Raw genomic sequence first — 12,764 nt, 5'->3', positions numbered from 1 at the left:
TGGTTTTATTTTTAATGGTTAAAGTGAGCTGCAAGAATCCACAGTGTACCAACAACGATACAAAGTGCAATAAAGAAACTGTAAAGAATATTTGCAACCTGTACTTTACCATTTTCACTTTCAGTCATGTGCATGAACATTACTAGCTGCATTGCTGCTTGTAATAACGCTAGGATCATGATAAGAGTCATCGTAATGCTTCTTGATAGATCAGCTAGCACTACTAAACCAAGCGCTGCGAATGTTAAGGCTAGTGAAAGGATAAGCCCAAATACATGACTAAGCGGAAAACCTGCTTTTTGGCCTTGTTTATTTTCCATGTCTTATCCCACCAATCCGTTCAAGTATACAAGCGTGAAGATGAAGATCCATACAACATCAAGGAAATGCCAGTATAAACCGATAATAAATACTTTACGAGCAGTAACTGGTGTTAATCCTCGTCTTACTAATTGAATAATAATACTGATTGCCCAGAATACACCGACTGTTACGTGAAGACCGTGCGTTCCAAGTAGTGTAAAGAACCCTGATAAGAAGGCACTTGTTTGCATTGTTGCACCTTCGTGAACTGCGTACATGTAAAACTCACGAATTTCGTAGAAAAGGAATCCTCCACCAAGGACAAGCGTAATCACGAACCAAACTAAAAGTCCTTTTAAATCATTATTACGCATTTTAAAGATGGCAATTCCCATCGTGAAACTACTGAATAGTAGTAACAGCGTTTCGATCATAAAATCTTTAACAACGAACAGTTCTTCTGCAGTAGGGCCACCCGCTGTACGCGTATGGTACGTTAAGTACGTTACGAACAGCGTAGAGAACAACGCGATCTCGGCACCTAAGAAAATCCAGAATCCAAGGATATTCAGGCGACTTTGTTCTTCTTGGTATTCTAACGGCAATGATTTATCTAAATGTCCTGCCATTATTTGTCACCCCCTGTAATTCCTTCAACCTTCTTGATTTCATCTACTTTTACATAGAAGCCTGGATCATAATCAAATGAACGAGCAAGCATACAAGCAAAAATACCTGCTAATCCAACGATTGCCATTGGAATCCATTCAAATACTAAGCCAAATCCACCGATAAACCAGAAAATACCTGAGATAAACGGCACACCAGAGTTGCTTGGTAAGTGAATTGGTTTTAAGTCTTCTGCTTTAATTTCTGTTTCATTACGTTTTTTCATGTGCCAAAATGCATCCATTTCTTTCACATGAGGAATTACTGCAAAGTTGTAAGCTTGAACTGGTGATTTAGTCCACCACTCAAGTGTACGACCATCCCAAGGATCGTTTGCAGTGTCGCGTTTGTTTTTCCATGCACTGTATAATAAGTTAACTACTAATACGAAGAAGCCAAGACCCATTAAGAATGCACCGATTGTTGAAACTAAGTTTAATCCGTTCCAGCCAAGGTTATCTGCATAAGTTTGCATACGACGAGTCATACCGTCTAAACCTAGGAAGAATTGTGGGAAGAAACATACGTTAAATCCAACAACAAAAATCCAGAATGAAATTTTTCCTAATTTTTCGTTCAACGTGTGACCGAAAATCTTTGGATACCAGAAGTATAAACCTGCGAAACAGCCAAACACTGTACCAGAGATTAATACATAGTGGAAGTGAGCGATTAGGAAGTAACTGTTATGATATTGATAATCGGCTGATGCCATCGCAAGCATAACCCCTGTTACCCCACCGATTACGAAGTTTGGAATAAACGCTAATGACCAAAGCATCGCAGTCGTAAATTTGATACGGCCTTTATACATTGTAAAGAGCCAGTTAAAGATTTTAACTCCGGTTGGTACGGCGATTAACATCGTTGTAATTGAGAAGAACGAGTTAACTGACGGTGAGTTACCCATTGTAAAGAAGTGATGCACCCATACAAGGTAACTTAAGAATGCGATACCGACCATTGATACAACCATTGCTTTATAACCGAATAAGTTCTTACGAGAATGTGTACTGATAACTTCTGAGAAGACACCGAATACCGGTAAAATAACGATATATACTTCAGGGTGACCCCAAATCCAGAATAAGTTAGCCCACATCATTGGAAGACCGCCGTTAGCCATTGTAAAGAAGGCTGTTCCGAATACACGGTCAAGTGTCATAAGTGCAAGCGCTACTGTTAATACAGGGAACGCGAAAATAATAATAATTGATGTGATGAAGATTGACCAAGTAAACATTGGCATTTTCATCATTGTCATGCCAGGGGCACGCATTTTTAAGATTGTTACAAAGAAGTTGATACCAGTCATTAATGTACCAGCACCAGCAATCTGTAGTGAAACGGCATAGAAGTTATTTCCGATACCTTCACTGAATTCTTTACCTGCAAGCGGGAAGTAACTTGTCCAACCTGCATCAGGAGCTCCTCCGATTACGAAAGAAAGGTTAAATAGCATTGCTCCCATAAAGAATGTCCAGAAACTAATTGCGTTTAAGAACGGATATGCTACGTCACGCGCACCAATTTGTAATGGAACGATTACGTTCATTAGTCCGATAATAAATGGCATTGCCATGAATAAGATCATGATAACACCGTGAGCCGTGAAGACTCCGTTGTAGTGATGTTCATCTAAAATGTTCATACCCGGGAATGCAAGCTGCATACGCATCATGATTCCATCAATTCCGCCGCGGAAAAGCATTAATACAGCTGAAAGGATGTACATGACACCGAGTCTTTTATGGTCAACTGTTGTTAACCATTCTGTCCATAACCATTTCCATTTCTTGAAATATGTTAAGACAAAAACGATACCGATGACCGTCATAGCGATTGCTGCATCAGCAGCGTAAATCATAGGTTCGCCAGTGACGAAAAATTCATCTAGCTTCATTATGTCTTCCCCCAATCATTACGTTATTTAGTGTAATAAATGAATGTTATTCATGATTTGAGTGATCCATGTTTTCCATTTCTTCATTACTCGTTTTTTCGTCTTCTTTCATCTTGCTGTGATCATGTCCTGTACCACGTTCTAGCTCTTTGCCAGGAATGTATACATCTTTTGCATGGTCAATCCATTTTAAATGTGTACCGTTGTAAGTTTGACGACCAACAACGCCTGGGCTTAGGATTTGATCATATTTCTTTTCAGTCAATTTACCAGCTGTACCTTTTACGTCACTAACCCACTCTTTAAAGTCTTTGTCCGTTTGAGCTTGAACTTCGAACTGCATTTGAGTGAAATGTTCACCAGAGAAGTTAGCACTACGTCCCATATAAGAACCAGGCTTATCAGCTTCTAAGTATAATGGCATTGACATGTTGTTCATCGAATATTTTTGTCCGCCAAGTTCTGGTACCCAGAATGAGTTCATAGGCCCTTGAGCTGTTAACTCAAATTTCACTGGCGTATCCGCTGGAATGTTTACGTAGTTAACCGTCTCGATATTTTGTTCCGGATAACTGAAAATCCATTTCCAGTTTGCAGATGTAACGTGAATCACGATTGGATCTTTATCCTTTGATTCTGCCGGTACTTCTTCTGCAGAATAGATCGCTTTAACAGTTGGCACTGCTAATAGAATTAAGATGATGATTGGGAATGCTGTCCAAATAACCTCCATCTTTAAGTTACCTTCTTGCTCAGGTGGCTCATAGTCCATGTTTTCAGGTTTTTCACGATATTTGACAAGAACAAATATAAAAATAGCAAATACGACAACAACCACGATCAACATCATCCACATAGACCAAATGATTAAATCAGATTGCGTTTTTGCAACAGGACCTTGCGGGTTCAATACAGCAAGCTTTGAACAACCGCTCAAAAATACTAGTGAAAGCGCAGATAGTAAACCTACTAGCTTCCAAAATCCTTTTTTTGGTTTCACTTAAAACTCTCCTTTCTAACAACACATGATGCGAAGCCTATATTGATGAACATTCAAAATGCGCTATCTTTCGCTAGATAACGACATTTTTATACAGACTCTCTTCCCCCTTATTTGTAGGCCACTACTATTGTAATACAAAATGACATTTTTTTCGTCCCTTTTGCTTTATTTTTTTATATTAAAAATATTCTAATATAGTGACTGTACCAATGGGGTTAGAGTGCTTCAACCTTGCGATATTCTATCACATAATTTGGTATGAATAAATGTAAATAAAAGGATTCAGCTCCCATTTCTTAACTATTTCTTTAGGAATAACTGCAAAATTAGCTTTGTATGTTTGCTTCAACATTGATATATCAATACACATCGACATAATTGAATATTTTGTGACAAATTTTCAAAGAAAATGTGACGCCCTGTATGAAACTTATTTTGCCCGTTAATTCCCCTTTACTTTATAGCAAATATTTGTTTTTTTTGCTTAAAATTCTTTCTTTCGAAAATATGAACAAAACGTGAATTTTTTTAAAAAGCTTTTTTTTATAGAAAAAAGCTGCGTGTTATTCACGCAGCTCTTGATCCATAAATTCTTTAACCGTGATATCATCCCCTGCTTTATCCAGCAGCGTTGTCGTTGCTGGAAACGGATGTTTAATATGACTCGGTATTTTTTCATACAGCACAAAATAATCACTTTTTGGGACCGCAGCATCAATTGTATATGTATCGTGCACCAAGGCCGCCTTTACTCGCTCAATTTGTTTACTTCTATTTGTTCCTGTAAACAGCGCATATGTCCCTTTATTTGTATGGATATCATCATAATCCACTAAATTGCTCATTTTAGTACTGACTTCAATACGCAGGCGTTTGTTCCATCCTTGCTTCAATACGGCCATTCCTTCTTTATCACCAGGTATGGAGAATAAGGCTATGTATGTATTAGAGTGATCAACCCGTTTAAAATCTTGCAGCGTAATCTTTGCAGAACCATCAATACTTTCTTTATGCTCCCAATTTCGCAAATGCTGCTGCACACTTGCAGCATTGTTTTCAATTGGATATCGAATCATCTCATACGCAACAATTACAACCGCTATACAAATGAACAGAAATAGCAACCGCTTTATCTTTCGCACATCTATTCACCTTCCTTAGCTTACTCCCCTTTTATGTAATTGCCTAAATTATAACTTCCTATTAAACCTCTGTCTATGCACTAGGAGAACTACGTTTTTTTTTACCACAAAAGGGATTTTTCAAACCTTTTGTCATAAAAATACGCTAAAAGACTCAGTAGCTGTTGAACCAAAAGAAACCGATCTCTGCCCCCCTTCTCATCTTCATAACAAAAAAAGATACCCGTTTTAACACAGGTATCTTTCAGCTTATATATCACAGCTTTCCAAAAGGAAACCCTATAAAGGGTCATTTGCTGTTCTTTTTATTACACACATCTTTCCGCACACATGTATCCCTTGACCTGATACCCATGTTTTTTGAGCTGCCGAATGCTTAAATTTCGGGAAATGCTGTCAGGAACAATTACGACCACTTCTTTATATGGAATTTCCTCATGCTGTCTCTCTAAATAAGGAAGCGGAATATGGATTGCTTTTTGACAGGGGTTTTGTTTCATTTCATGAAAATGACGAACATCTACATACGAAATTGTTGTAGAAGCACAGTCGACGGTCGTCACTTTCTTTATTCCCTGCACCGGCACATAGCGTTTATAAAAACTGTAACAAATTAATAAAAGTAAAATACCTATGCTCATATATAGTATCGCCATGTTTTCCTCCCAATTAATTTCTATACCCCTGTATGTATACTATATTCAAAAGAAAGAATCAACACAGAAGCACTCTATCTCATTTCTCTCTGTAAGAAAAATGGTCTTTTTACACTTTATTATGAAACCACAATAAAGTGACGAAATCAATCATTATTTATTTTGATTTTTCGAAAGATTTAAATACTAGTAAACAGATCGTTTTTTCTTATTATAATGAAGAAACGCAGAATTTTTATTTTCACTTCCCCTTTTCTTTCCAGTTAAAACTGAGGTTCGCTTATGAGTAATACATTAGAACCAATGTTGCACAAACGTCAGAAAAATGATTCTAAAAATGAAGGATGCGAGATAGGATAGTATGAACACGTGAAGGGAGAGATATGATGTTTGATTTGTACTATGTTGTATTATTTACAGATCAAGGTGAGGTAGCAGGCACATGCCCCATCTATATAAGTCCCGAAGAAGACGTTGAAAAAGAACTGTTAAAAAATATCACTTTGCATAAACAAAGGCTGCAGTCAAAAAAAGAAAAAGTGTTTTATTTTGACCAGGATAAAGAGGATATGACAGATTTATCAGATCACTATACACACATCCTTACATTTACTAACAGCGACAGCCAGATTGCAAAATGGCTGGAAGAAGCACATGAAAAGCTGTGCAAAACCGGTGAACTTTTTGTGGAGGACGGTTATTTCCAAAGCGTTTTTATGCAATATATTAATCAAAAAAACAATGTTTTAGAAAATTACTCGTATGACGTTTATGAGAAATCCGTAAAATTCATATATCGAAGGAGAGACTATATTATGATTGGCTCAGAAAAATACGAGTTAACTTAAAAATGCGATATACACCAAAAAGGAAAGCTTCGGAAACGAAAGCTTTCCTTTTTTAGATTAATCTCCGTCAAGGTTTGCCCGACAATTATTATGAGACAAAGAGGTACTTTGTGCTTCATGCTGTTTTTTCTCACCCTGCATTGTCATATCATCTTTTTCCGTTCTTCCTTTAGCGATGTGTTTAGTTTTATTTCCTTGGTTTAATGTCATGTTCATTCCCCTTTCTGGTGGATATAGTGTATGAAAATAACTCACACGCCATAAGAGGAAATGATATGAAAAAGCCCCTCTTAAATTGAGTGAGCTTTCTGCCTAAAACTGCTTTTCCTTTTATTGCTGAATCCGCATGAAAGGATATTCTCTATTTTAAACGTTCGCTTCTCGTTCCTTAGTAAGCACCAAGCTTTTACGCTCTGAGGATAAATTTTATACACAATAATAAATCGCTGTGTCAAACACCCTTTATCGTCCATATAAATAATTTCAACAGGTCGTTTTGAAGAGTAGCTTTCTTGAAGTAGCTGTCGCATAGAATTCGCTCCTTTAATTTTTAGTTTATCGAACGTATGTTCTTTTTTCAAGTGTTTTAAACTGAATAATTCTTTAGCTTTTACAGCTTAAAACGGGGAAAAGCATGGGGAAAATAATAAAAATCATACAAATATTAGGTAATTGTGATATGGTAAAAGGGATTACTTAAGTTGGGAGAGGTGCATGATGGAAAGTAACATACTTAAATGGATTCCCGTTCCTTACTTTCAATTAAATCAAGAAGGTGAAATCCTTCATTTTTCTAGTCAAGCACATTCTTATTTTTCTTCAGTCTCCAGTCTGTGGAGCATTATTCATAAAGACGATCGGAAACAAGCAATGTGGATGCTGTCACAGCACTCCTCATCTAACCCCATCATCAGGCATTTGCGTTTGAGAACGACCGATGATACATTTGTGAATTTTAAATGCACGATTCATTGGAAAAATGGTGTAGGGCATTTAGTATGTACCGAAAAGAAGAATGTCAAGGATCCGTTAGATGTTGTATTATCTGCTCAATCCTATTTAGAAAACTCGGACAAACGATTAAAAGAGTCGGACAAGGTGTTAAATAATGCAGCAGATTTATTATTTAACCGATTAAAACGCTAATTAAGTAAACAAAGTCTAAGCTATATTTCATTATTTCTATCATTTTTAAAATCATTAAAAGGCTACCTACAGGGGTGGCTTTTTGTTTTGTTCTGCATGTAAAGTCATTCTCTTTTCGCCCGCACCATTTAGTACAGAGTACATACACTAATAGGCATACTTTCCATATTTATTCTTCCTATATTTATGTTTTGCTCAGAAAAAAATTCCGAATACTCAATAAATGTTTGAACATTTTTAAAAATTGACATATATTATAAACAAACAATCATTTGAATGTTTGAATGAAGGAGGAAATCATGCCAAAAGACCGCTGTGATATTTATTGTTTTAATGAAGAAAAAGTAAATCGTATTAAGCCTGCCATCGATGCCGAAGCTGTTCAAGGGGTTTCTGCCCTGTTCAAAGCGTTAGGAGATGAAACGAGGCTTAAAATTGTCTTGGCTCTGTATAAAGGCGAGGAATTATGTGTATGTGACGTAGCCAATATTGTAGGCTCTACAGTTGCGACTGCTTCTCATCACTTAAGACTGCTGCGTAATATAGGAATTGCCAATTATCGCAAAGAAGGAAAGTTAGCTTTTTATTCTTTAAGGGATGCACATATTAAACAAGTAATTGATATCATGTTTGCTAAAAAAGAAGACGTAACCATTTAAGTTTTTTTTACCGTATAGGGAGTGGGACATAATGAAACACGAAGATAAAAAAAATCATCAGCATACCGGAAGCTGCTGCAGCGAATCTTCTTCAACAGAAATTGAAAGCAAGACCTGCTGCTCCTCTTCTTCAGAAGCCGCTTCTACTGAAGAGCCTTCTTCCTGTGGCACAAAGAGTCATGAACACAGTCACAGCTGCTGTTCAGATACGATTGTGTTAACGACCGATAAAGGCCAGCATTCTTGCTGCAGTGATCACGATATAGTACCAGGCGACAGTGACATAGAAGAAACGGCTGAATACCGCGTATATGGAATGGATTGCCCTTCCTGCGCCGCGACGATTGAAAAAAGTTTAAAAACATTAAACGATATTCAACACGTAACCCTAAACTATAATACAGGAAAGCTCCAGGTAGCGGCGGCAAGTGAGTCAGCTCTGTCACTCATTCCAAGCTCAGTAGAAAAACTAGGGTTTAACATTGAGGCTATCCAATCAAATAAAAAAATGAAAACGTATTTGATTGAAGGAATGGACTGCGCGGCTTGTGCGAACACGATTGTGAATCATTTAAAAACAGTTCCTGCTGTCAAAGATGTACGCGTTAACTTTTCAACGGGAAAAGCACAAATTGAGCACGATAACGAAGCCGATGACATTATTAAAGAAGTATCTAAAGCTGGGTATACAGCTACTTTAATAACCAGCAGCAGGCAGTCTGCTGAGTCGCGGCACCATAAAGGGCAAAATGGACCGATTGTTTTTTCGGGTATTTTCATCGCATTAGGTTTTATCGGTTCTCATACAGGAATTGCTTCTTATATGACAACTGTACTCTACGCTATTGCCATGATTGTCAGCGGATATAAGCCGGCTAAAAGTGCTTATTACGGAATTAAAAGCCGTTCTTTAGACATGAATGTTTTAATGACCGTTGCAGCACTTGGAGCAGCTGTTATTGGGGAATGGCTTGAAGGTGCTACGGTCGTTTGGCTATTTGCTTTAGGTGTTGCTCTGCAAACAAGGTCGATTGAACAAACAAGAAACTCGATACGAGGTTTGATGGACTTAGCTCCTTCTGAAGCATGGGTGAAAGAAAACGGCCAGCTGATTAAAAAAGCAGCGGAAGATATTTCAATCGGCACTACGATTGTCGTAAAGCCAGGAGACCGAATTCCGCTAGATGGTGAAATTATAAACGGCGAATCCAGTATCAACCAAGCTCCTATTACAGGTGAATCTATTCCAGTTGATAAAGTAATCGGTGATACGGTTTATGCAGGCACCATTAACGAAAGCGCATCGTTAGAAATTAAGGTAACAAAGCTAGTGGAAGATACGACGATTTCTAAAATTATTCATTTAGTGGAAGAAGCACAGGAGAAAAAAGCGCCTACTCAAGCATTTGTTGATAAATTTGCAACCATTTACACGCCTATCGTCTTTATTTTAGCTTTATTCATTATGGTCATCCCTCCCCTGTTTGATGGTGCATGGAGTGAGTGGTTTTACAAGGGGCTTGAATTATTAGTCGTGGCTTGTCCATGTGCGCTAGTCATTTCTACTCCCGTCGCCATTGTATCTGCGATTGGAAACGCGGCGAAAAATGGCGTGCTCATTAAAGGCGGGACGTTTTTAGAAAAAGCTGGTGCAATCAATGCGATTGCTTTTGATAAAACAGGAACGCTAACAGAAGGCAAACCAGCCGTTTCAGAGGTTGTTTCCCTTTCTGCTGAAGAAAATCAGCTTTTAGCGATAACAAAAACGCTTGAAGACTATTCGAATCACCCCATTGCCCGTGCTATCGTGGATTATGCAGAGGAGAAAAAAGTCGGTTCTTTACAAGGATCAAATTTTAAAATCCTTACAGGAAAAGGCGTGCAGGCAACAATTCAAGAAACGGTTTATTACGCAGGTAATGCAAAATTATTCTCAGATTTAGAAACACCTCTATCCCACTGCTGGGCTCATATTGAAAAGCTTCAAAACGAAGGTAAAACGATTATTATTGTCGGAACAGCTAAAAGTGTTCTAGGTATTATTAGCGTAGCTGATACCATCAGACATACAACCGTATCTGCTTTAGAAAGCCTCAAACAAAACGGTATGCAGCAAATTGTGATGTTGACTGGTGATAACGAAGGAACAGCTAAAATGATTGCTTCTCAGTCTCGGATAGACCGCTATTTCGCCGATTTGATGCCTGAAGATAAAGTGAAAGCCATACAGCAGCTTCAAGATGAAGGCTATCAAACGGCTATGGTTGGAGATGGAATTAATGATGCCCCTGCTCTAGCTACTGCTGATCTTGGAATTGCAATGGGCGGTGCTGGTACTGATACGGCTATGGAAACAGCTGATATTGTTCTCATGGCAGACAATTTAGAAAAGCTTCCTCATACGATGAAGCTAAGCCGCAAAGCGTTAGCTGTCATCAAACAAAACATTTGGTTTTCTATTATTGTTAAAGTCATTGCCTTAGCTTTTATCTTTCCAGGATGGCTTACTCTGTGGATTGCCGTCTTAAGCGATACAGGAGCAGCGCTACTTGTTATTTTAAACAGTCTTCGCTTACTCAAAATGAAAAATTAAATGTAATCCGTAAGCTTTTCAGCAGGCGTTGGAAAGCTTATTTTCTAGGAGGGTTTACGTGAATAACCGCTGGAATCAATTTATTTATAAGTGTTGGGCTCCTTTTTACGATGTGTTTTTTAATAACGGGATGTTTTATCGAGCCAGAAAAAAAGTCTTTCAAGACGTCCACTTTTCATCTGAACAGCGCATTTTATTTGTAGGTGTTGGAACGGGTGCAGATTTAGCTTTTATTCCTCATGAAGTAAATGTAACAGCCATAGACTATTCCAGTGAAATGCTTCAAAAAGCAAAAAATAAATACAAAAATCCATCTATAACCTTTCACCAAATGGACGCTCAGCAGCTAACATTCGACTCTTTTTCGTTTGATGTAGTTGTAGCAAGCTTAATTCTTAGCGTAGTACCTGATGCGGAGCAAGCTTTAAAAGAAATGACAAGAGTAGCAAAGCCTAAGGGAACTATCCTGATTTTTGATAAATTTGAAACTAAAAAGAAATCAGCGGCTTTTCCTAAAAAAATATTCCGCCCCTTCGTAAAATTACTAGGAACGGATATTGGACTCTCTTTTGAACATGTGTTTGAAGCAAGCCGGGATCAGCTTATCTTGAAGGAGAATTCAAGCGTCATGTTGAAAGGTATGTATCGGAAAATTAGTTTGCAGAAAGTTGATGAATGACTTCAAAGACGAATGATGCCTTTTTCACATGCATGATGGATGTACATACTATTGTCTAGCTTTAATTGAAGAAAGGATGAACATTTTAATGATAAAATCAAAGGTCATAACAGTTGTCCTTGCAGCAAGCATGGTCTCCGGCTGCGGAAACGAAAGTAAAGAAAGTTCAGGCAGCAAACGTACAGAAGCAACACAACATGAAGAACATCAGCAGCACACATTAGGTGATAAACGAGAAGAAACAAAAAATAGTGAAACTCTTCCCTCTTTTCTAAGTGACAAGCCCGAAGACATGCAGCTTATTTATGCAGCCGCTGCTAAGCATCAAACCTTACTAGAAAACATTCCTTGCTACTGCGGATGTGGAGAAGAGGCTAATCATCAAAACAACTACGACTGTTTTATCTTCGAAAACAAAGGAAACGGCGCAGTGACGTGGGATGATCACGGAACAAAATGCGGCGTCTGTTTAGAAATAGCGGCTCAAGCTGTAGTAGACTACAGCAAAGGCAAAAGCATCGAAGACATTCGCCAAGAAATCGATGATAAATATAAGGAAGGCTATGCCCCGCCTACTCCTACGCCCCAGGTATGATGCTTCAGTATAAAATAAAAATTAGTAAAAGACTTTGATTTCTTTATTCAAAGTCTTTTACTAATTTTATTATTGGTTGATAAAATCTCGGTTGACCTCACCTTTTTAAGTCCTTGTAAAACGCCATAATGTAAAAATAACACATTTGGACGTTTATTTACTGAATCCTCAGGGAATATGCTTTCTAACACCCAAATATAACCATGAGAGGAGAAAAAAACTATGAGTAATTCTGTAGAAACAAATCATTCAGCAAAAGTTGAAGGAGCAATTAATTCTATGAGCGAGGAGAAAAAAGAGGATATTCTCTCTAGCTTCGAAGGATTCAAAAGTTATCTAGGGGACAAGGTCTCAAAAGGCGAAAAGTTAGGGATGAATGAAGAACAGCTTGCTAAAACAGCTCAAAAAGTAGCTGATTACCTTGCCAAACATGAAGAGCCGCGCAATCGAGAGGAAAACCTGCTTCACGAACTGTGGAAGGTTGGAGACAAAGAACAGCAGCATCACCTTGCCCATATGCTTGTAAGATTAGTTCAATAAATAAAAAAGATGACACGGCAGCGTGTCA

Annotated in this window: 14 protein-coding genes; 7 read left to right on the top strand and 7 right to left on the bottom strand. The window is 37.9% G+C overall.

Going from position 1 to position 12,764, the window contains the following annotated elements:
- Window positions 1-11 precede the first annotated feature (11 nt).
- From qoxD to ACFX4R_RS04660, 6 genes are all read right to left on the bottom strand, one after another.
- Window positions 12-320 (bottom strand): cytochrome aa3 quinol oxidase subunit IV, encoded by a 309-nt coding sequence (qoxD, locus tag ACFX4R_RS04685; RefSeq protein WP_013057824.1) that lies wholly within the window; start codon window positions 318-320, stop codon window positions 12-14.
- A gap of 3 nt (window positions 321-323) precedes the next feature.
- Window positions 324-932: a cytochrome aa3 quinol oxidase subunit III gene (gene qoxC / locus ACFX4R_RS04680; RefSeq protein ID WP_013057825.1), complete on the bottom strand. Its 609-nt coding sequence runs from the start codon at window positions 930-932 to the stop codon at window positions 324-326.
- The gene (qoxB, locus tag ACFX4R_RS04675; RefSeq protein WP_013083896.1) at window positions 932-2,875 is read right to left on the bottom strand and encodes a cytochrome aa3 quinol oxidase subunit I; all 1,944 of its coding nucleotides are present in this window, start codon (window positions 2,873-2,875) and stop codon (window positions 932-934) included. Before qoxB ends, qoxC begins: the two co-directional genes overlap by 1 nt.
- Window positions 2,876-2,921: 46 nt before the next feature.
- Window positions 2,922-3,875 carry a cytochrome aa3 quinol oxidase subunit II gene (qoxA, locus tag ACFX4R_RS04670; protein ID WP_013057827.1) on the bottom strand — a complete coding sequence of 318 codons (954 nt, stop codon included), beginning with the start codon at window positions 3,873-3,875 and terminating at the stop codon, window positions 2,922-2,924.
- A gap of 566 nt (window positions 3,876-4,441) precedes the next feature.
- Window positions 4,442-5,020 (bottom strand): hypothetical protein, encoded by a 579-nt coding sequence (locus ACFX4R_RS04665; protein ID WP_025751110.1) that lies wholly within the window; start codon window positions 5,018-5,020, stop codon window positions 4,442-4,444.
- Window positions 5,021-5,328: 308 nt separating this feature from the next.
- Complete coding sequence (locus tag ACFX4R_RS04660; protein WP_033580561.1) at window positions 5,329-5,676, bottom strand: rhodanese-like domain-containing protein; 348 nt, start codon at window positions 5,674-5,676, stop codon at window positions 5,329-5,331.
- A gap of 386 nt (window positions 5,677-6,062) precedes the next feature.
- Here ACFX4R_RS04660 and ACFX4R_RS04655 point away from each other — a divergent pair, with 386 nt between their 5' ends.
- Window positions 6,063-6,524 (top strand): hypothetical protein, encoded by a 462-nt coding sequence (locus ACFX4R_RS04655; RefSeq protein ID WP_162215273.1) that lies wholly within the window; start codon window positions 6,063-6,065, stop codon window positions 6,522-6,524.
- Window positions 6,525-6,581: 57 nt separating this feature from the next.
- On the opposite strand, the gene ACFX4R_RS04650 is transcribed toward ACFX4R_RS04655, so the two are convergent.
- Complete coding sequence (locus tag ACFX4R_RS04650) at window positions 6,582-6,734, bottom strand: hypothetical protein (protein ID WP_170960212.1); 153 nt, start codon at window positions 6,732-6,734, stop codon at window positions 6,582-6,584.
- A 507-nt stretch (window positions 6,735-7,241) separates the two neighbouring features.
- Between ACFX4R_RS04650 and ACFX4R_RS04645 the strand changes: the two genes are divergently transcribed.
- The 6 genes from ACFX4R_RS04645 (at window position 7,242) to ACFX4R_RS04620 (ending at window position 12,736) form a co-directional block, all read left to right on the top strand.
- A complete protein-coding gene (locus ACFX4R_RS04645) occupies window positions 7,242-7,670 on the top strand; it encodes a PAS domain-containing protein (RefSeq protein WP_237074405.1) in 429 nt (142 codons plus the stop codon).
- Between the two features lie 299 nt (window positions 7,671-7,969).
- Entirely contained in the window at window positions 7,970-8,329 is a 360-nt protein-coding gene (locus tag ACFX4R_RS04640; protein ID WP_013057833.1) for an ArsR/SmtB family transcription factor, read from the top strand.
- A 31-nt stretch (window positions 8,330-8,360) separates the two neighbouring features.
- The gene (locus tag ACFX4R_RS04635) at window positions 8,361-10,922 is read left to right on the top strand and encodes a heavy metal translocating P-type ATPase (protein ID WP_377568978.1); all 2,562 of its coding nucleotides are present in this window, start codon (window positions 8,361-8,363) and stop codon (window positions 10,920-10,922) included.
- A 58-nt stretch (window positions 10,923-10,980) separates the two neighbouring features.
- Window positions 10,981-11,601, top strand: a complete 621-nt coding sequence (locus tag ACFX4R_RS04630) for a class I SAM-dependent methyltransferase (RefSeq protein WP_043981436.1) — start codon at window positions 10,981-10,983, stop codon at window positions 11,599-11,601.
- An 88-nt stretch (window positions 11,602-11,689) separates the two neighbouring features.
- Window positions 11,690-12,196, top strand: coding sequence for a PCYCGC motif-containing (lipo)protein (locus ACFX4R_RS04625; RefSeq protein WP_162214555.1), 507 nt, complete (start codon window positions 11,690-11,692; stop codon window positions 12,194-12,196).
- 222 nt (window positions 12,197-12,418) lie between these two features.
- A complete protein-coding gene (locus tag ACFX4R_RS04620; RefSeq protein WP_013083905.1) occupies window positions 12,419-12,736 on the top strand; it encodes a DUF3243 domain-containing protein in 318 nt (105 codons plus the stop codon).
- Window positions 12,737-12,764 lie beyond the last annotated feature (28 nt).

It is taken from the genome of Priestia sp. YIM B13490 (assembly GCF_042787735.1).
Taxonomy (GTDB): Bacteria; Bacillota; Bacilli; order Bacillales; family Bacillaceae_H; genus Priestia; species Priestia megaterium.
Note: the sequence above shows the minus strand (reverse complement) of the source record. Positions and strands in the feature narration are given on the sequence as shown.